Annotated in this window: 13 protein-coding genes and 1 pseudogene; 5 read left to right on the plus strand and 9 right to left on the minus strand. The window is 61.7% G+C overall.

All coding sequences use genetic code 11. The features are described from left to right. Positions 1 to 6: 6 nt before the first annotated feature. Positions 7 to 4,014 (plus strand): ATP-dependent RNA helicase HrpA, encoded by a 4,008-nt coding sequence (gene hrpA, locus AC6I99_RS14305; protein WP_497961167.1) that lies wholly within the window; start codon positions 7 to 9, stop codon positions 4,012 to 4,014. 63 nt (positions 4,015 to 4,077) lie between these two features. Here the strand turns inward: hrpA and AC6I99_RS14310 are convergent, their stop codons facing one another. Genes AC6I99_RS14310 through AC6I99_RS14320 form a run of 3 tightly spaced genes read right to left on the minus strand, consistent with a single transcriptional unit; the run spans position 4,078 to position 6,625 of the window. Next, positions 4,078 to 4,506, minus strand: a complete 429-nt coding sequence (locus AC6I99_RS14310; RefSeq protein ID WP_224088005.1) for an HIT family protein — start codon at positions 4,504 to 4,506, stop codon at positions 4,078 to 4,080. Further along, positions 4,503 to 5,699, minus strand: coding sequence for an NAD(P)-dependent alcohol dehydrogenase (locus tag AC6I99_RS14315; protein ID WP_497961168.1), 1,197 nt, complete (start codon positions 5,697 to 5,699; stop codon positions 4,503 to 4,505). The genes AC6I99_RS14310 and AC6I99_RS14315 overlap by 4 nt, the downstream gene beginning before the upstream one ends. Then, positions 5,696 to 6,625, minus strand: a complete 930-nt coding sequence (locus tag AC6I99_RS14320; RefSeq protein WP_497961169.1) for a sulfurtransferase — start codon at positions 6,623 to 6,625, stop codon at positions 5,696 to 5,698. Before AC6I99_RS14320 ends, AC6I99_RS14315 begins: the two co-directional genes overlap by 4 nt. A 97-nt stretch (positions 6,626 to 6,722) precedes the next feature. Between AC6I99_RS14320 and cds1 the strand changes: the two genes are divergently transcribed. Continuing rightward, complete coding sequence (gene cds1, locus AC6I99_RS14325; RefSeq protein ID WP_497961170.1) at positions 6,723 to 7,805, plus strand: L-cysteine desulfhydrase Cds1; 1,083 nt, start codon at positions 6,723 to 6,725, stop codon at positions 7,803 to 7,805. Here the strand turns inward: cds1 and AC6I99_RS14330 are convergent. Further along, a complete protein-coding gene (locus AC6I99_RS14330) occupies positions 7,802 to 8,491 on the minus strand; it encodes an MBL fold metallo-hydrolase (protein WP_224164704.1) in 690 nt (229 codons plus the stop codon). The genes cds1 and AC6I99_RS14330 overlap by 4 nt on opposite strands. A 94-nt stretch (positions 8,492 to 8,585) precedes the next feature. Between AC6I99_RS14330 and AC6I99_RS14335 the strand changes: the two genes are divergently transcribed. Beyond that, entirely contained in the window at positions 8,586 to 9,053 is a 468-nt protein-coding gene (locus AC6I99_RS14335) for a Fur family transcriptional regulator (protein WP_224164705.1), read from the plus strand. Here AC6I99_RS14335 and AC6I99_RS14340 read toward each other — a convergent pair. The 5 genes from AC6I99_RS14340 to AC6I99_RS14360 form a co-directional block, all read right to left on the minus strand. Then, positions 9,050 to 9,940 (minus strand): metal ABC transporter permease, encoded by an 891-nt coding sequence (locus AC6I99_RS14340; RefSeq protein WP_497944825.1) that lies wholly within the window; start codon positions 9,938 to 9,940, stop codon positions 9,050 to 9,052. The genes AC6I99_RS14335 and AC6I99_RS14340 overlap by 4 nt on opposite strands. After that, positions 9,941 to 10,774, minus strand: coding sequence for a metal ABC transporter ATP-binding protein (locus AC6I99_RS14345; RefSeq protein WP_497961171.1), 834 nt, complete (start codon positions 10,772 to 10,774; stop codon positions 9,941 to 9,943). A 153-nt stretch (positions 10,775 to 10,927) separates the two neighbouring features. Then, entirely contained in the window at positions 10,928 to 11,899 is a 972-nt protein-coding gene (locus AC6I99_RS14350) for a metal ABC transporter solute-binding protein, Zn/Mn family (protein ID WP_497961172.1), read from the minus strand. Positions 11,900 to 12,030: 131 nt separating this feature from the next. Further along, positions 12,031 to 13,104: a hemolysin family protein gene (locus AC6I99_RS14355; protein ID WP_224164709.1), complete on the minus strand. Its 1,074-nt coding sequence runs from the start codon at positions 13,102 to 13,104 to the stop codon at positions 12,031 to 12,033. After that, positions 13,101 to 14,453 carry a hemolysin family protein gene (locus AC6I99_RS14360; RefSeq protein ID WP_224164710.1) on the minus strand — a complete coding sequence of 451 codons (1,353 nt, stop codon included), beginning with the start codon at positions 14,451 to 14,453 and terminating at the stop codon, positions 13,101 to 13,103. Before AC6I99_RS14360 ends, AC6I99_RS14355 begins: the two co-directional genes overlap by 4 nt. A 487-nt stretch (positions 14,454 to 14,940) precedes the next feature. Between AC6I99_RS14360 and AC6I99_RS14365 the strand changes: the two genes are divergently transcribed. Together AC6I99_RS14365 and AC6I99_RS14370 are read left to right on the plus strand one after the other, a co-directional pair. Continuing rightward, positions 14,941 to 18,759 (plus strand): multifunctional oxoglutarate decarboxylase/oxoglutarate dehydrogenase thiamine pyrophosphate-binding subunit/dihydrolipoyllysine-residue succinyltransferase subunit, encoded by a 3,819-nt coding sequence (locus AC6I99_RS14365; RefSeq protein ID WP_497961173.1) that lies wholly within the window; start codon positions 14,941 to 14,943, stop codon positions 18,757 to 18,759. A gap of 141 nt (positions 18,760 to 18,900) precedes the next feature. Next, positions 18,901 to 19,501: pseudogene (locus AC6I99_RS14370) on the plus strand (GDSL-type esterase/lipase family protein). The last annotated feature ends 27 nt before the right edge of the window (positions 19,502 to 19,528 follow it).

Raw genomic sequence — 19,528 nt, forward strand, 5'->3', positions numbered from 1 at the left:
GCAGCCATGACACTTCATATTTCCTACCCCGCTGAGCTGCCGGTATCCGAGCGCCGCGAGGATCTGATGGCGGCGATCGCCGCAAACCAGGTGACCATCATTGCCGGCGAAACCGGCTCGGGCAAAACTACCCAGATCCCCAAAATGTGCTTGGAACTGGGCCTGGGCGACAAAGGCCTGATCGGCCACACGCAGCCGCGACGACTGGCGGCCAGGACAGTAGCAGAGCGCATCGCGTCCGAGCTGGACGTCGAGATCGGCCAGGAAGTTGGCTTCCAGGTCCGGTTCACTGGCGAGGTCAGTGCATCGACCAAGATCAAACTCATGACCGATGGCATCCTCCTGGCAGAGATCCAACGGGACAAACTCCTGCGCAAATACAGCACCATCATCATTGACGAGGCCCACGAACGCAGCCTCAACATCGACTTCATCCTGGGCTACCTGAAGCGTGTCCTCCCCCAGCGCCCCGACCTGAAAATTATCATCACCTCGGCCACCATCGATCCTGAACGCTTCGCCAAGCACTTCGGCACGGAGGAATCCCCCGCACCCATCATCGAGGTTTCCGGCCGCACCTACCCGGTGGAGATCCGGTATCGGCCCTTGTCACAGCCTGCCGGTGCGGACGAGGACAGCTCCGACGACGAGCTGGAAGAGGACCGGGACCCACTGGATGCCGTCTGTGACGCCGTGGATGAACTGGCCAAGGAAGCGCCGGGCGATATCCTTGTCTTCTTCTCCGGCGAGCGCGAGATCCGCGACGCCGCCGAGGCCATCAATGGCCGCATCCAGAGCAACCGGCGCCTGGCAGGCACGGAAGTCCTGCCCCTCTTTGCCAGGCTGAGCCTGCAGGAGCAGCATCGGGTCTTCAATCCCGGTGGAAAGCGGCGCATCATCCTCGCCACCAACGTGGCGGAAACCTCGCTGACTGTCCCGGGCATCAAGTATGTGATCGACACCGGCACGGCCCGCATCTCGCGGTACTCGCACCGGACCAAGGTCCAGCGCCTCCCCATAGAACGTGTGTCCCAGGCCTCGGCCAACCAGCGGTCCGGGCGTTGCGGACGCGTCTCCGAGGGTATTGCCATCCGTCTTTACTCCGAAGAAGACTTTGAGTCCCGCCCGCAGTTCACGGACCCTGAAATCCTGCGGACCAACCTTGCCGCCGTCATTCTGCAGATGACGGCCATGGGCGTTGCCCGTGGTCCCAAGGATGTTGAGAACTTCCCGTTCGTCGAACCGCCTGATTCACGCGCGATTAACGACGGCGTCACCCTCCTTCGCGAGCTAGGCGCCCTCAGCCCGGCAACTTCGAGCAGCCCAGGGCCCAAGGATCCCCGCGGCAACCGTCGAAGCGGCAGTGGCCTGACCGCCGTCGGGCAGAAACTGGCCCAGCTGCCGGTGGATCCCAGGCTCGGCCGCATGATTGTCGAAGCCGGCAAACGCGGTTGTGTCCGCGAAGTGATGATTCTGGCAGCAGCGCTTACCATCCAGGATCCCCGCGAACGGCCGACCGACAAGCAGCAACTCGCTGCTGAGAAGCATGCGCGGTTCCGCGATGAGAACTCGGACTTCACCGGTTTCCTTAACCTTTGGAACTACATTCAGGAAAAGCAACGCGAGCTGTCCTCAACGCAGTTTCGCCGGCTGTGCCGCAACGAATTCATCAACTATCTTCGCGTCCGTGAGTGGCAGGACCTTTTTACGCAACTCCGCCAACTTGCCAAGCCCTTGGGTATCACACTGGACAATAGGCGTGAAGCTGATCCCGTAGGCAACCATGAGGGAATCCACATCAGCCTGTTGTCAGGGTTGCTGAGCCACATCGGCCTCCTTGATGAGCGCAAGCGCGAATACGCCGGCGCCCGCGGCAGCCGCTTCGCGATCTTCCCCGGTTCTGCCCTGTTCAAGAAATCGCCTGCATTCGTCATGGCCGCCGAGCTGGTGGAAACCAGCCGCTTATGGGCACGGGTCGCTGCCAGGTTCGATCCCCTGTGGGTGGAGCAAGTAGCCCCGGACCTCGTGAAGCGCTCCTACAGCGAGCCGCATTGGTCTTCCCGGCAAGGGGCCGTCATGGCCCACGAGAAGGTCACGCTGTACGGGGTGCCCATCATCCCGAACCGTCGGGTCAACTATGGCCGCATCGATCCGGAATTGTCCCGGGAACTCTTCATCCGTCACGCACTGGTGGAAGGCGAGTGGAAGACCCATCACAAGTTCTTCCACCGCAACCGCGCGCTCCTGCAGGAGATCGAGGAGCTTGAAACCAGGATGCGCCGGCGGGACCTCCTGGTGGATGACCAAACCCTGTTCGAGTTCTATGACACCAGAGTGGGCCAGGACGTCGTGTCCGAACGGCATTTCGATAAGTGGTGGAAGGAGGCACGCCAAGCAGATCCTGGGCTGCTGGACTTCGACCAGTCGCTGTTGATGAGCGAGGACGCCGAGGCCCTCGATGATTCCGCCTACCCCAAAACGTGGCTGCACAAGGGCTTCGAACTTCCACTGAGCTACGAGTTCCATCCTGTGGCTCCTGGGTCTGCTCCGAATCCTTCGGACGGTGTCACCGCCGAAGTTCCGGTGTTGTTCCTGAACCAACTCGACGACGCACCGTTCCGGTGGCAGATCCCGGGACAACGCGTAGAACTGATCACGGCGCTTATCAAATCCCTCCCCAAGCAGGTTCGGAAGAACTTTGTGCCTGCCCCTGACGTCGCCCGGCAGGCTACGGAGGCCTTGGAAAGAGACTTCAATCCCGCCACTGACGAGCTTGAGCCCTCCCTGGAACTGGTTCTTCGCCGGCTCCGCGGACACGTCATCCCACCGGGATCATGGAACTGGGAAGCAGTGCCTCCCCACCTTCGCGTGAGCTTTAAGGTGGTGGACAGCAAGGGCAAGGTCCTCGACGAAGGCAAGGACCTTGCCCAACTACAGGAAAAACTGGCCCCGGCCACACGTCGGGCAATCGCCGAATCGCTCGGTGCTACACCAGCGACGACGGCACCCGGCAAGGCTGGCACAAGAGCCGGAGCGCCCGGCGCCTCAAACGGCAAGACCGCCGGTTCCGCGGCCGGGACCGTCAGCAGTCCTGATGCGCATCCTGGCACGCACCCCGGCGCCCAACCCGCCCAGGGAGCGGTGGCCGAACGCAGTGGCATCACTGAATGGGACTTCGGGACCGTGCAACGCCAAGTAACCCGAACAGTCAAGGGCCATGCCGTCACCGGCTTCCCTGCGATCGTGGATGAGGGTACCTCTGTAGCCTTCCGCGTCTTCCAAACCCGCCAGGAACAGGAAGCGGCCATGCGTGGCGGGGTGATCCGGCTCCTGGCTCTTCGAATCCCTGCCCCGGACCGGTACGTGCTGGAGCACCTCAGCAATACCGAAAAGCTGACCTTCAGCCAAAATCCGCACGGCTCCGTCAGTGCCCTGATCGCTGACTGCGCCCTCGCTGCCATCGACAAGCTGACGCCGGAGGCCCTGCCGTGGGATAAGGAAGCCTTCGATGCGTTGTATGAAGTAGTCCGCGCTGAGCTGATCGATACCGTATTTACGGTGACGGCCGTCGTCGAACGCATCCTGGCGAGCACTCGCCGGATCCAGAAGCAGCTGAAGGCCAGTGCCAGCCTGCCGCTCATCAGCGCCCTCAATGACATAAAAAGCCAGCTGGAACAGTTGGTCTTTCCGGGCTTTGTGGCACAGACGGGCTACGCGCAGCTGAGCCAGCTTCCGCGGTACCTGCAGGCGATCGAGAAGCGGCTGGAGAAGCTTCCCGGCAACGTGCAGCGCGATGGACTGAATATGGCCATCGTCCAGGCACTGGAGGATGACTACGACGACGCCGTGTCCGCGTTGCTCCCCGGACGCAGGGCAGGCTCGGAATTAACCCGCGTGCGCTGGATGATCGAGGAGCTGCGCGTAAGCCTCTTCGCCGTCGAGTTGGGCACGGCTTACTCCGTCTCCGAGAAACGCATCCGAACGGCGCTTAACCAGGCCTTGGCGCCAGCCTAGGTCCGGCTTAAAAACAACCGGCGGTGCTGATTCAGCACCGCCGGTTTAACTTGTCTGGAAGGCTTAGTCCTCGGGGACGAAGCTCTCGTGGCCGGCAGCCCGCAAGGCCGCGCGGAGCTTCACAGCCGTGGCATCCATGACGGCAGGATCCGGATTGTGGTCCACGTTGTGTACCTCAAAGTCCGCCATCGAGTAGGCGGGCCAGATGTGCACGTGCAAGTGGTCCACCTCGAAGCCTTCCATCAGGACACCCACGCGCTTGGCGCTGAAAAGATCTTCCTGGACCTTTCCGATCCTCTGGGCAACATCCATGACCTTGGCCAAAAGCTCCGGGCTGGCATGCGTCCATGAATCCACTTCCTCACGAGGTACCACCAGTGTGTGGCCCGGCGTGATCGGAGCGATTGTCAGGAAAGCCACAACGTCCTCGTCCTTCCACACGAAACGGCCCGGGATTTCCCCGTTGATGATCCTGGTGAACAGCGTGCTCATGCATCTGCCCTTTCTGACGGTTCCTGAAGTGTTGCGGTGTCCAATACAAATCGGTACTTCACGTCGCCGGCCACCATACGGTCATAGGCCTCATTGAGTTGTTCGGCCCCGACGACCTCAATGTCGCTGGCAACTCCATGCGCGGCGCAGAAATCAAGCATTTCCTGGGTTTCGCCGATCCCGCCAATCAGTGAACCTGCATAGGCCAGGCGTCGGCGTATGAGGAGCCCCGGGCTGACAGGCGGCATGTCATCGGCAGGGAGCCCAAGCTGGAAGAGCGCCCCATCAAGCCGCAGCGTGCGGAAGTAGGGGTTGAGATCGTGCGGTGCGGCAACGGTGTCAATGATGACATCGATGCTGCGGTTGGCACCCGCCATGGCCTCAGCGTCCTTGGATAACACCACGTGGTCCGCTCCCAAATCCCGGGCGGCGCCGAACTTCGCTTCAGAGGTGGTGAACACCGTGACCTCAGCGCCCATGGCCTTGGCGATCTTGACGGCCATGTGGCCCAAGCCGCCCAGCCCCACTACTCCCACCGAATCCCCCTCTTCAACCTCGAAATACCTCAACGGCGAATACGTGGTGATCCCGGCGCACAAGAGCGGGGCGGCAGCCGCTGCGTCCAGGGCTTCAGGGATACGCAGCACGAAGCGACGGTCAACCACAACCGACGTCGAATATCCTCCTTGGGTTATTGCTCCGCCATTGCGTGGGTCCGCAACTCCGTAGGTGCCAACATTGCCCCGCTCGCAATACTGCTCCAGTCCCTCCAAGCAGCTCCCGCACTCGCGGCAGGAATCCACCAGGCAGCCAACGCCGACGCGGTCGCCAGGTGCGAAATTCTGCACGGCAGCACCCACCCGCGTTACCCGGCCGACGATTTCATGGCCTGGAACAAGAGGATAATGCGGCAAACGCCATTCCCCACGTGTTGCATGAACATCCGAGTGGCAAAGACCGCAAAAATCGATCGCGATCTCCACATCGTCTTCCTTGGGCGCACGGCGCGCGACCGTCAGAGGTACCAACCCACTGTCCGGGGAAGTGGCGCCAAACGCGGCCACTAGCGTGGATCCTGCCGGTTCCGACGACTGCGAATAAGCAGGCTTCACTGTCTCCACGGGAATTGGCTTAGCTGTATCCAATGGAATTGGCTTCGCCAGGGGCGGGGGCACGGGACGTCCAGGGGTCATGATCCGACGCTACTCCGGGCAGCGGTGCTCGTGCCACTTTGGCCGTGCGGGCCAGGCGAATCCCCTGCGTCCCCTACATATTCGTCCTCGAACGGTTCACTGCCAACGGCCACGCGATTTGCGGCATTGTTCGACCATTGCGAGAACGACCCCGGGAAGAGCGCCGCGGTGTATCCGGCAATTTCCAGGGCGGCAATCTGGTGCGCAGCCGTGACGCCGGAGCCGCAATAGACGGCGACGTTGCCCGGACCATCGGCTCCCAAGCCAGTGAAGCGCCGGCGCAGTTCCTCCGCTGGGAGGAACTTGCCTTCCGCAGTGAGGTTCTCGGTGGTCGGTGCGCTGACCGCGCCAGGAATATGTCCGGCGCGGGGGTCGATCGGCTCGATTTCGCCCCTGTAACGCTCCCCGGCGCGTGCATCCAGCAGTACGCCCTGCTCATGCCAGTGTGCAGCTTCCTCCTCGGTGATCGTGGGCATTCTGCCGTCGTTCAGAGTGACATTCCCGACGGCGGGCGTCACCTCGCCTGCCTCCAGAGGGTGACCTGCCGCGCGCCAGGCCGCCAGTCCGCCGTCGAGCAGGTAGACGGTTTCCACGCCTGCATTCCTCAGCATCCACCAAGCGCGGGCAGCGGCCATACTGCCGCTGTTGTCGTAGGCGACCACGGTGTCGCCATCGTTGATCCCCCAGCGCCGCGCGGCAAGCTGGAAGCGATCAATAGAGGGAAGGGGATGCCGCCCCAGGGCAGGCTGTGCGTGGTCCGCGAGTTCACTGGGCAGGTCCACGAAAACCGCTCCTGGCAGATGGCCTTCCAAGTATTGGCTGTGCCCATCCGTCCTGCCCAGGACCCAACGCACGTCCAGGAGCACGGTGTGCTCCCCCGCCGCGAGCCGCCGGTGTACTTCGGACGCGTCCATCAGAATGGTCATCTGCTCTCCTTCAGCTAAGCCTGCGTGGGTGCTCTGCTACCCATGCCACTCTTCCAGCCTAGTCTTGCCTTCCATACCCCGCCGGTACGCTTGTCCGGTGAGCAATTCGTGCATTCAGGACAGGGCTTGGGCCAGCGAGGCCATCCGCAAGATCGAAGCTGAGAACAATCGTTCGGCAGATACGCACCTCTACGCAGTCCCACTGCCCGAACATTGGGGAGTCCAGCTCTACCTCAAGGATGAGTCGACACACCGATCAGGCAGCCTCAAACATCGCCTGGCCCGTTCTCTGTTCCTCTACGGCCTGGTTAATGGCTGGATCACGGAGGGCACCACTATCGTGGAAGCCTCCAGTGGCAGCACGGCGGTCTCCGAAGCGTACTTCGCCAGGCTCATTGGCCTGCCGTTCATCGCTGTCATGACCAAGACCACCAGCCCGGAAAAGATCGCCCTCATCGAGGAATTCGGGGGCGCCTGCCTCCTTGTGGACCACGCTTCAGAGGTATACGCCGTGGCGGAGGAGACAGCGAAAACGTCCGGCGGCTACTACATGGACCAATTCACCTTCGCCGAGCGCGCCACGGACTGGAGGGGCAACAACAACATCGCCGAATCAATCTTCCAGCAGCTCTCCCTCGAAGAGCATCCGGTTCCCGAGTGGATTGTGGTGGGCGCAGGAACCGGCGGCACAAGCGCAACCATAGGTCGCTACCTGCGGTACAACAGGCACAGCACCTGCCTTGCCGTGGTGGACCCGGAGAACTCTGCTTTTTACCCGGCCTGGCGGGATGGGAATGCTGCCGCCGCCACGGGATTGCCGTCCCGGATCGAAGGCATCGGCCGTCCCCGCGCGGAGCCGAGCTTCGTCCCGGCTGTCATCGATCACATGATCCAGGTCCCGGACGCAGCCTCTGTGGCAGCCATGCGGCACCTGCACAAGCTCACTGGATTGCATGCAGGACCCTCCACGGGAACCAATCTTTGGGGCGTCTGGCAACTCGTGGCCCGGATGGTCTCGGAAGGGCGGAAGGGAAGCATCGTCTCGCTCATGTGCGACGGCGGCGATCGCTACGCGGGCAGCTATAACGACGCCGCTTGGCTGGCCAGCAAAGGGCTGGACCCCGCGCCGTACGAAGCGGTCCTTGACCAATTCCACGAAACCGGGACGTGGACCGGCTAAACCTCTACTGACTCCAGGGGTGCGAGTCGCGTGTAGGCGGTTCCGTAGCGGGCACCGATGCGGGTGACGTGGCCTTCCACGATCCCCCGGCCCAGCTCGTTAAGCAGGCCATCATGGACAGGAAACGCTTTGGGCGCGCGCACCGAGATGACAAAGTCCACCACTTCCCCCACTTTGGACCATGGCGCATGGATGGGCACCAGAAGCGTCTGGACGTTGATTCCATCCGGAACCACGAATGAGTCACCCGGGTGGAAGACGTTCCCATCCACCAGGTAACCGATGTTGGACACCACGGGAATCTGGGCATGGATGACGGCATGCTGGCCACCGAAGGTTCGCACCTGGAACCCCGCAGCCTCGAAACCGGATCCCGGTTCGACGATATGGATCCGCTTGGCCACGGTGTCCGATCCGGCGTCGGATCCAGTTGCGTCGCCCTCTGCGGCCTCAGTGAGGGACTTTGCAACACCTGCGGGCGCATAGACCTCAAGCGAAGAGTTGCTGCGCAGGGCCGCCAGCACGGCCGGCCGATCAATATGGTCGTTGTGCTCATGCGTTACAAGGACAGCGTGCGCACCTGCCAACGCTTCTTCGGACTCGGAGAACGTGCCGGGATCGATGACCAGGACCCGCCGGTCCTTCTCCAGCCGGATACAGGCATGCGTGAACTTGGTGAGCTTCATGGTGACAGCCTAGGGGCGGCCGCCGACAGTTTCCAAGCCTCCCCTACTGGTAAAATTGGGGTTTGCCAGCGTTTCCAGGGAAGTGAGTCTTTCAATGCCACAAGGCACCAATTCCGTCACGAGCGGCCCAGCCTCGCCGGTGGTGACAGGCGTCAAGGAGCAGCGCGTCACCAAGCAGCGCCTGGCCGTTAGCGCGGCGCTGGATGAATTGGACGACTTCGTCAGCACCCAGGAACTGTACCGCCTCCTGCAGAACAAGGGCATCTCAGTCTCCCTCGCCACTGCCTACCGCATCTTGCAGTCACTTGCCGACGACGGACTCATTGATGTCCTGCGCAACGGGGAGGGCGAAGCCGTATACCGCCGCTGCACCGTCACTGGACACCATCACCATTTGCTCTGCAGGAACTGTGGCAAGGCTGTGGAAGTTGAAGCCCCGGCGGTTGAGACCTGGGCGGCCCGAACAGCCGCTGAGCATGGTTTCACCGAGGTGGCGCACACCGTGGAAATCTTTGGACTGTGCCCTGAATGCACTGCCAGGAAGGCCGCCGGAAAGCTCTAAAGGGCGCCGGCAGGCTGCTCCCGTGAGACGCGGCCATTGAGGCCACGGTTGGCCCGCACCCGCCCGATCACGCGGCACACCACGTAAATAAGGAATGACAACGTGGTGACATAGGGGCTGATCGGTATCCGGCTGCCAAGGGCAAGCAGAATTCCACCGACAGTAGCGGCGGTCGCGAACACAACGCTCAAAAGCACCACCAGGCGTGGTGACGTGGTAACCCGCAGTGCGGCAGCGGCCGGTGTGATAAGCAGCGCCAAAACCAGTAGTGCGCCGACAATCTGGATGGACAAAGCCACACTGACCCCCAGCAGCACCATGAAGCCGATCGCCAGGCCCCGAACGGGAACACCGCGGGCTTCAGCCATTTCAGGGTCCACGCTGGCAAAACTGAGCGGGCGCCAGATTGCCCCGAGGGCAATCATCACCAGGACAGCCGTTCCCGCGAGTGCCTGGAGCTGGACTGTATCCACGGAAACGATCTGGCCTGTGAGCAGTCCGAATTTGTTTGCGGCGCGGCCCTCGTACAGGGCAAGGAACAAGATGCCCAGGCCAAGCCCGAACGGCATGATCACACCGATGATCGAGTTCTTGTCCCGGGCCCTGACACCCATGAGTCCCAGCAGCAGTGCCGCAGCCACTGAGCCGATCAGCGAGCCGAAAATGATATCGGCACCGATCAGCAGGGCAAAAGCGGCACCCGCAAAGGACAGCTCAGAGATGCCATGGACGGCGAACGCCAAGTCCCGCTTCATCACGAACGTGCCGACGAGTCCGCCTAGAAGTCCCAGGACAGCCCCGGCCCAAATGGAGTTTTGAACCAGTGCCAACAATTCGCCATAGTTCTCGAAGTTGAAGATGGTCTGCAGGATTCCGTTGAGGTCCATTTAGAACTCCTGCCCAGCCGCGGCGTGCGCGTCGTCGTGGAAGTGCGTGGTCGCGTCCGGAAGCCCGACGACGACGATCCTTCCGTTGGTATGGATAACTTCCACGTGGCTGTTGTAAAGCTCGGACAAAACTTCGGTGGTCATGACTTCCTGTGGCGTCCCGACGCGGAAATGGCCGCCGGCCAGGTAGAGCACCCGATCAACGTAGTCGATCACAGGATTGATTTCGTGGGTTACGAAAACGACGGCACTGTTCCGGGCGTGGCATTGTTCGTTGATGAGTGAACTGACGCCCTGCTGATGATGCAGGTCCAAAGACAGCAACGGTTCATCGCAAAGGAGTACCTGGGGTTCCGTGGCCAGGGCCTGGGCCACACGAAGCCGTTGTTGCTCTCCACCTGACAACTGCCCCACGGGCACTTTCGCATAGTCCGAGGCTCCCACCAGCTCCAGCAGTTCATCTATCCGCTGGTTTACTTTCCTTGAAGCCAGCCGCATACCCCACCGGTGGCCGTCAATGCCCAGCCCTACCAGGTCGCGCGCACGCAAAGGCGTATCCGGCGCAAAGGACTTTTGTTGGGGAATGTAACCGATCCGTTTGCTGCCCCGCTCCACCGGATGTCCGCCCAACGCAACCGTTCCTGACTTCAGTTCCTGAAGCCCCAGGAGGACCTTCAGGAAGCTGGTCTTGCCGCTTCCGTTGGGCCCGAGGACGGCAAAGAACTCCCCCGGATGAATGTCGAGATCAAGATCGCGCCAGAGTGTCCTCTTGCCGAACTGAAGGCTCGCTCCGCGGAGGCTCACTACGGGTGTCAAAAGTTGTCCTCGATTCATGCGTTGCTGGGGAACGCAACTAGTGGTGGCACCTTGGAGTGGCGCCTGTGCTGGTGCAGGATTCTGTGCTGGTGAGAGACAGAGGGCCCCGCAGCCATCCTGAATATCTTAGGACGCCGACGGGGCCCCCACCGCAATGGGATGTCAGGAAATCTACTTCTTGAGCGCTGCCGTGATGGATTCCACGTTGTCGGTCATCCACTGCACGTAGTCCTTGCCTTCCGGCAAGGTTTCGGTGAAGTTCACTACGGGCACGCCCGCAGTCTCGGCAGCCCGCTTTACGGATTCGGTCTGCGGCCCTTCCGTCTGTTCGTTGTACGCCAGCAGCCGGACACCGCCGGAGCCCATCAGGTCCGTCGTTTCCTTCAGGACAGACGCCGGGACATCGGTTCCTTCTTCAATCGCTGCACTGTAAGCCTCCGGAGTCTTGTTCTCCAGCCCGGCCGCTGCCAGCAGGTACAAAGGAACGGGTTCAGTGATCGCCACAGGAGTGTGGTCGTTGCCTTCCTTCAGGGCTGCAAGCTTCCCGTTGAGCTCTGTCAGCTTCGCCTTGAACGTGCTGGCGTTGGCGGTGAAGGTCGAAGCAGATGCAGCGTCCAGGCTGCTGAGCTTGCTGGCCACAGCGTCAGCGAATTTGCCCATCGTGTCCAGGCTGTACCAGACGTGCTCGTTGAACTCACCGTGGTCATGGTTGTGGCCCTCTTCGGAGGACGCCGCTTCGCTGTGGCTTTCCTCTTCCGGAGCCAACCCTGAGACCTCAACGGCGCTGATCATATTTTCGTGGCCGACGTTGGTCTCATCGGCAATTTTGTGGAGGAATTCGTCATAGCCTCCGCCGTTCTCAACCACGAGCTTGGCTTTGGAGATGACCAGCTTGTCTTGCGCACTGGCTTCGTAGGAATGCGGGTCCTGGCTCGTCTTGGTGATGATCGCGTTCACGTTGACCTTGTCCCCGCCAATGGCCTTCACGACGGCTCCGTAAACATTCGTGGAGGTCACCACTTCAATGGCGCCTGACGACGAAGACGGGGCTCCTGCCCCGGCGCTGCCGGCACAGGATGAAAGCAACAGGGCGGCGAGGCCGGCTGAAGCGGCCATTGACATGCGGGCGACAGAACGACGCACGGAAACCTCGGATCTACTCAAATGAGAATCAAAAACATTTACTAGGTGGTTTCAGTCTAGCCCTAAATGGGAATGATTCCTATTTAGGGCTGGCATCGACCAACCGGGTCGGCGCCAGCCACAATTTCCCGCTATTGCTGGGTCTGCGGACCACCCAGACGGCGGATCCCCGTCGCTTGGGTAGCATCGCGGATCTCGCCCACCAACTGCTCGATCACATCCTCAAGGAACAACACGCCCTGTGTAGCGCCACCCGGTCCCACTACACGGGCCAGATGCGAGCCGGTCCGCTGCATCACAGACATCGCCTGTTCAATCTCATCCTCCGGCGAGAGGTTCGCCAGGGAACGGATACGCCCCTCGGCAATCGGATGGCGGCGACCCTCCTCAGGTATGGAGAGGATGTCCTTGACGTGCAGGTATCCGGCGAGTTCGCCGTCGTCGTCCACCATGGGAAAACGCGAGAAGCCGGTACGGCTGACCGCCTTCTCCAACTCAACGGGAGTCGACGCTGTCCTCAGGACCACCAGCTTGTCCAACGGAACCATGATGTGCGAGGCCGTGTGTTCAGAGAACTCCAGGGCACCGCTGAGCAAGCCGGCGTCATCGTCCACCAGGCCATGCCGTGTGGATTCCTGCACAATCGACTGGACTTCCTCAAGGGTGAATGACGATGACACTTCGTCCTTGGGTTCGATCTTCATCAATCGGAGGATGTGGTTCGCAAGCCAGTTGAGGGTCCAGATCACCGGTTTGACCACGCGGCTGATAAACACCAGCGGCGGCGCCAACAGCAGTGCCGCCTTGTCCGCTACGGACACCGAGATGTTCTTGGGGACCATCTCTCCGAACGTCACGTGCAGGAACGTGACAAAGAGGAGTGCAATGGCAAAGGCGATGACATCTGCCAGCTCCATCGGGACGCCAACCATCTCAAGCGGCTCCGCCAACAAGTGGTGGATAGCCGGCTCGGCAACCTGAAGAATCAAGAGCGAGCACACGGTGATGCCCAACTGCGCGCAGGCCAGCATCAAGGACACACTTTCCATGGCCTGCAACGTAGTTTGAGCCCGCTTCGACCCAGCCTGCGCCAGAGGCTCAATCTGGCTGCGGCGTGCGGACATGACCGCGAATTCCGCACCCACGAAAAAAGCATTGCCGATCAAAAGAACCACGAGCCAGGCAATTCCTGCCCAGTCACTCATACGGCACCTGCTTCGTGGCGGTCATTCTGCGTGTCCTCAAGCGTCGCTTCATCTTCTTCAATGTGGTGGAAGCAGATCCGGTCAATTCTCCGACCGTCCATGCGGGTCACGGTCAGCGTGCCGCCACCGGCCTGCACCACATCACCCACCTTCGCAATACGCCCAAGCTTGCTCATCACATAACCGCCCACAGTTTCGTAGGCAGGCTCATCAGGAACACTCAGGTTGGGGATTTGTTCGGACACCTCATCCGGCCTCAGGAGGCCAGGGAAGTACCAGTCGCCGGATGCGCTCTGCAAAAGTCCGGGGCGGACCCTGTCGTGTTCGTCCGAGACCTCCCCAACGATCTCCTCAACCAGGTCCTCGAGGGTTGCAATCCCGGCGGTGCCACCATATTCATCAAGAACGACGGCCAGTTGCAGGTTTCCTTCGCGCAGTTCGGAGAGGAGGGCATCCAGGTGGATGGTCTCAGGAACACGAAGTACGTCCGTCATGATCGCCCCGGCCTGAAGCTTCGCCCGACGATCTGCAGGCACGGCCACTGCTTTCTTGATATGGACCACGCCGCGGATGTCGTCGGCCGAATCACCAATCACCGGGAAACGGGAGTATCCGGTCCGCCGCGCGGCATCGAGGATGTCGCTCACCGGCTGGTCGGCATCAATCGTTTCCATCCGGATGCGCGGCGTCATGACGTCCGCTGCAGTGCGTCCCGAGAAATTCAGGGTTCGCGCCACGAAGTTTGCGGTGCCGGCATCGAGCGTGCCCAGCTCAGCAGAGCGCCGGACGAGGGAAGCCAGCTCGGCCGGAGTGCGGGCTCCCGAGATTTCCTCTTTCGCTTCCAGTCCAAACAGGTTCAGCACCTTATTGGAGAAGCCATTGAGCACCACGATCGCCGGCTTGAAGACGGCAGTGAAAATGAGCTGCGCACGGGCAAGCCTCTTGCCCAGCGGGAATGCCAGGGCGATGGCCATGTTCTTGGGCACCAGCTCGCCCAGGAGCATCGACAACAGGGTGGCGAACGCCATCGCTACAACCAGGGCTATGGAGTGTGCGACTTCCAGGCTGAGGCCAAGCAGGCCCAGAGGAGCCACAAGCAGCTGTCCCACAGATGGCTCCATGACGAAACCTGTCAGGAGGGTGGTCATCGTAATGCCAAGTTGGCAGCTGGAAAGCTGGGTGGACAGGGACTTCAAGCATTTCAGGAGCGGAGCTGCGGCGTGGTCGCCGTTGTCGACTGCGCGCTGAACGCTTGCCTGGTCCAGGGCGACCAAGGAAAATTCAACTGCTACAAAGAAGCCGGTGCCAAGAATCAGGGCAAAGCCGGCTAGGAGAAGGACCCATTCCACTTAGCGCATCCCTCCAAGGGCAGGCGCTTGCAGTTTGGAAGTTCCGCTGAAGGGGGAGATTCGCCCCGGCGGAGGCTGATCGGGGGCCGCAGACGCATGGTCCGTGGCGCCACCGGCTCGGAAGGCCGGCGCGTGATGGGCATGTGAACGGGTGTTGCCGGCTCGAGGGGCGCGCTGTGCGGAGTTGCCTGATCGGCTCCCCCGACAGTTCCCAGGCCGGCACCTAGATTTACTGTCCATAAGGGTTTCAGTCTACAGGGCAGGTCCCGCGGGCCCATGCAGTGCCCACGCGCTTGAAGGAAAATCCAGTGCCTCGGCATTACGTCGGCTTCAACATGATTTAGGTCACCACTATTGGCAGTTAACCAACGATCCTAACTAGACTGACAAAGGTCTGAGTTCGCGGGACCCGGACCCTGGTGCATCGTTGCGGAAAAGCAACCTTGGCCAGCGGGAAATCAAAACTCATGGAAGAGGCGTATTTCAAGTGCCAGAGCAGCCCAGCCACCGTCTACCAGAGGAATTTGGCGGAAACGAGTGGCTCGTTGACGAACTGTACGAGCGGTACCAGCAGGACAAGAATTCGGTCGACGCCAAGTGGTGGCCGCTCTTCGAATCCTTCGATACCGGTGACGGCACTTCTTCCAACGGAACCTCCGCAGCCCCAGCCGCTGCCAATCCCCCCACCCAAGTACTTCCCGTCGTAGCTGCGGCTGAGGCTGCACCGGCACCGGCGCCGGCTGCTCCAGAGGCTGCCCCTGCGACCACCCCTGCCGCGGCTGCTTCCGGTGAAGCGGCGGTTGCGGCTCCGGCGAAGAAAGCCCCGGCTACAGTTGCCAAGGACGGAGCAAAGAAGCCCGTCGGCGGCAACGCCGCACAACCGATTCCTGCCCAGCTGCCCAAGAGCACCAAGGCGCCCACCGCTCCTGAAGAAGACGTCGTTTCCGTCCTCCGCGGACCGGCCAAGGCCATCGCTACCAACATGGTGACCAGCCTTGAAGTGCCTACCGCCACGAGCGTCCGCGCAGTTCCTGCCAAGCTGCTGATCGACAACCGCGTCGTCATCAACTCCAACCTTGCACGTGCCCGCGGCGGCAAGGTGTCCTTCACGCACCTCATCGGCTACGCAGTAGTCCGCGCGCTCTCCCAGTTCCCGTCGATGAACGTCTACTATGACGAAATTGATGGCAAGCCGAGCGCCGTCCAGCCTGCCCACGTCAACTTCGGCATCGCCATTGACATGCCCAAGCCCGATGGCACCCGCCTCCTGATGGTTCCCAACATCAAGAAGGCCGAGACCATGGACTTTGCAGAGTTCTGGCACACCTATGAGGACCTCATCAAGCGAGCCCGCAACGGCAAGCTCACGGCTGACGACCACGCCGGCACCACGGTCTCCCTGACCAACCCGGGCGGCATTGGCACCGTTCACTCAGTGCCGCGTCTGTCCAAGGGACAGGCGGCCATCATCGGCGTCGGCGCCCTTGACTACCCGGCTGAGTTCCAGGGTGCCAGCGAGAAGATCATCGCCCAGAACGCCATCAGCAAGATCCTCACGCTGACCTCCACCTACGACCACCGCGTGATCCAGGGCGCAGGCAGCGGAGAGTTCCTGAAGCTGGTCCACCAGCTCCTCCTTGGTGCGCAGAACTTCTACGACGAAATCTTTGAAGCCCTCCGCATCCCCTACGAGCCCGTCCGCTGGAGCCCTGACCTTCAGGTTGACCCTGCAGATGAGATCAACAAGGTTGCACGCATCCAGCAGCTCATCCACTCCTACCGTGTGCGTGGCCACCTCATGGCGGACACGGATCCCCTGGAATACGTACAGCGCAAGCACCCGGACCTTGACGTCCTGACCTACGGCCTTACGCTCTGGGACCTGGACCGCGAATGGCCTACGGGTGGCTTCGGCGGCAAGCCGCAGCTGAAGTTCCGCGACATCCTGGGTGTTCTCCGGGATGCCTACTGCCGCACCACGGGCATCGAATACATGCACATCCAGGAGCCGGCCGAGCGTAAGTGGTTCCAGGACCAGTTGGAGCACCCTTACTCCAAGCCGAGCCGCGAAGAGCAGCTGCGCATCGTTTCCAAGCTGAACGCAGCCGAGGCTTTCGAGACCTTCCTGCAGACCAAGTTCGTCGGGCAGAAGCGCTTCTCCCTCGAAGGCGGCGAGTCGCTTATTCCGCTCCTTGACGCTGTCATCTCGGACGCTGCCGACGACGGCCTGGACGAAGTCGCGATCGGCATGGCCCACCGTGGCCGCCTGAACGTGCTCACCAACATCGCAGGCAAGACCTACGCCCAGGTGTTCCGTGAATTCGAAGGCACGCAGGACCCGCGCTCCGTCCAGGGGTCCGGCGATGTGAAGTACCACCTCGGAACTGAAGGCACCTTTACCTCGGACAACGGCAAGCAGACAAAGGTCTACCTCGCTGCCAACCCGTCCCACCTCGAGGCAGTCGACTCCGTGCTCGAGGGCATCGTCCGCGCCAAGCAGGACCGCCTGGACCAAGGCGAGTCCTTCCCGGTCCTGCCCATCATGGTTCACGGTGACGCTGCATTCGCAGGCCAGGGTGTTGTTGCTGAAACCCTCAACCTTTCCCAGCTGCGCGGTTACCGCACGGGTGGCACCATCCACGTGATCGTGAACAACCAGGTTGGCTTCACCACGGCGCCGTCCTCTTCGCGCTCATCGACGTACTCCACGGATGTTGCCAAGATGATCCAGGCCCCCGTGTTCCACGTGAATGGCGACGACCCCGAAGCCGTGGTGCGCGTTGCGCAGCTCGCCTACGAGTTCCGCCAGCGCTTCCACAAGGACGTTGTCATCGACATGGTGTGCTACCGCCGCCGTGGTCACAACGAGGGCGACGACCCCTCGATGACGCAGCCCCTGATGTACAACCTGATCGAGGCCAAGCGCTCGGTACGCAAGCTGTATACGGAATCGCTGATCGGCCGTGGCGATATCACCGAGGAAGAAGCCGAGCAACTGCTCCGTGACTACCAGGAACGCCTTGAGCGGGTCTTTGCTGAGACGCATGCGGCGCAGACGTCCCCCATCCCGATCATTACGGCTGACTCTGCTGCTGTCTCGGACATCGAGCGTCCAATTGCCCAGCAGGCGGACTTCGGAACCAACTCGCCGGCTTCCACCGCCATCTCCCCCGAGACCCTTGCCCGCATCGGCAAGGCCCACCTGGAGATCCCGGAGGGCTTCACGGTTCACTCCAAGCTCAAGCAGCTGCTGGAGAAGCGTGAGCAAATGTCCCGTGAAGGTGGTATTGACTGGGGCTTTGGCGAGATCGCGGCCTTCGGCTCGCTGATCATGGAGGGCGTGCCCGTTCGCCTGGCCGGCCAGGACTCACGCCGCGGTACCTTCGTGCAGCGTCACGCAGTCTTCCACGATCGCGCCAATGGCAACGAATGGCTGCCCCTGGGCAACCTCTCGGACAACCAGGCCAAACTGTGGATCTATGACTCGCTGTTGTCCGAATATGCGGCCATGGGCTTTGAATATGGATACTCGGTGGAGCGTCCCGACGCCCTGGTGCTGTGGGAAGCCCAGTTCGGTGACTTCGTCAACGGCGCCCAGACCATCATTGATGAGTTCATTTCCTCCGCTGAGCAAAAGTGGGGCCAGCGTTCCTCGCTCGTCCTGATGCTGCCGCACGGCTACGAAGGCCAGGGGCCTGACCACTCATCCGCACGCATCGAGCGGTTCCTGCAGCTCTGTGCCGAGGACAACATGATCGTGGCCAACCCCACCACGGCAGCGTCGCACTTCCACCTGCTGCGCCGCCAGGCCTACAGCCGTCCCCGCAAGCCGTTGATTATCTTCACGCCGAAGCAGTTGCTGCGTCTCAAGGGCGCCGCGTCCGCCGTCGAAGACTTCACCACGGGCGGCTTCAGGCCGGTCATCAGTGATCCCGAAGTAGAGGCTGCCAACGTGGACCGGGTCATCCTGGTTTCCGGTCGCTTGTACTATGACCTCCTGTCCAACCGCCAGAAGTCCGGAGACACCTCGACTGCGATTATCCGCGTGGAACAGCTGTACCCGCTGCCGAAGGCAGAGATTGATGCAGAGCTCGCCAAGTACCCGAACGCTGATATCGTCTGGGCCCAGGACGAGCCGGCCAACCAGGGTCCGTGGCCTTTCATGGGCCTGAACCTGGCACCGGAGCTGGATCGCAAGCTCCGCCTCGTGTCGCGTCCGGCATCTGCGTCCACCGCCGCGGGCTCCATGAAGCGCCACGCTGCTGAGCAGGATGCCTTGATCAAGCAGGCGTTCGAACGCAAGTAGCCAGGAAACTGCCCGGCCGGAGGTGCTGTCAATGCACTTCCGGCCGGGCAGTTCTGTTTAATGGGACAGGTACCCGGTTCATCAAGCCGGCCCCGGATCCAAAAGCCGTGCAAGGACCGTAACGAGTGTGAAGAGGTAACCGTGGAAGACAGGAAGCTGCGTATCGCGGCTGTAGGAGATGAATTGCTCGCCGGCCTGGGTGACCCCCGCGCCTTGGGTTGGCTCGGAAGGGTGCTGGCCCGTACGCCCCAGGACACCGTCGTGGTGGAAAGCTTCTCACTCCCCTGCCCCATGGAAGGCACCGAAGGACTAGCGTCACGGTGGCAGGACGAGGCGGGCCGCCGTTTCAGCGACTCGCACGAGAACCGGCTGGTCATAGGACTCTCCGGCCGTGACCTGGAGTTCGGGCTTTCCACGGCGCGCAGCCGGTTGAACCTGGCCAACATTCTTGATGGTGCCTCGCACAGTGGCGTTGAGGTGTTCGTGGTGGGCCCTCCCACCCACTCTTGATCCGGCGCGCAACAAACGCCTGGCCGATTTGAATACAGCATTTGCCGATGTCACCACCCGCCGCAACCACCACTACGTTGACACTTTCTCTCCCTTGCTGAACCACGAGCAGTGGAGGACGGACCTCGCAGCCAATGGCGGGACACCAGGACAGGCCGGCTACGGATTGATCGCGTGGCTCGTGCTTCACCGCGGCTGGTTCCAGTGGCTTAACATCGCCCAGCCGGAGTAGCCCTCCCGTTAGACCATTGCATTCCCC

The sequence above is a fragment of the Arthrobacter sp. TmtSoilC77 genome (assembly GCF_059739415.1).

What these genes read in the sequence shown, in the direction of transcription:
- hrpA (WP_497961167.1), top strand. Translation starts at nt 7, where the DNA reads ATGACACTTCATATTTCCTACCCCGCTGAGCTGCCGGTATCCGAGCGC.
- AC6I99_RS14355 (WP_224164709.1), bottom strand. Translation starts at nt 13,104, where the DNA reads ATGAGTGACTGGGCAGGAATTGCCTGGCTCGTGGTTCTTTTGATCGGC.
- AC6I99_RS14310 (WP_224088005.1), bottom strand. Translation starts at nt 4,506, where the DNA reads ATGAGCACGCTGTTCACCAGGATCATCAACGGGGAAATCCCGGGCCGT.
- AC6I99_RS14315 (WP_497961168.1), bottom strand. Translation starts at nt 5,699, where the DNA reads ATGACCCCTGGACGTCCCGTGCCCCCGCCCCTGGCGAAGCCAATTCCA.
- AC6I99_RS14345 (WP_497961171.1), bottom strand. Translation starts at nt 10,774, where the DNA reads ATGAATCGAGGACAACTTTTGACACCCGTAGTGAGCCTCCGCGGAGCG.
- AC6I99_RS14340 (WP_497944825.1), bottom strand. Translation starts at nt 9,940, where the DNA reads ATGGACCTCAACGGAATCCTGCAGACCATCTTCAACTTCGAGAACTAT.
- AC6I99_RS14330 (WP_224164704.1), bottom strand. Translation starts at nt 8,491, where the DNA reads ATGAAGCTCACCAAGTTCACGCATGCCTGTATCCGGCTGGAGAAGGAC.
- AC6I99_RS14335 (WP_224164705.1), top strand. Translation starts at nt 8,586, where the DNA reads ATGCCACAAGGCACCAATTCCGTCACGAGCGGCCCAGCCTCGCCGGTG.
- AC6I99_RS14320 (WP_497961169.1), bottom strand. Translation starts at nt 6,625, where the DNA reads ATGACCATTCTGATGGACGCGTCCGAAGTACACCGGCGGCTCGCGGCG.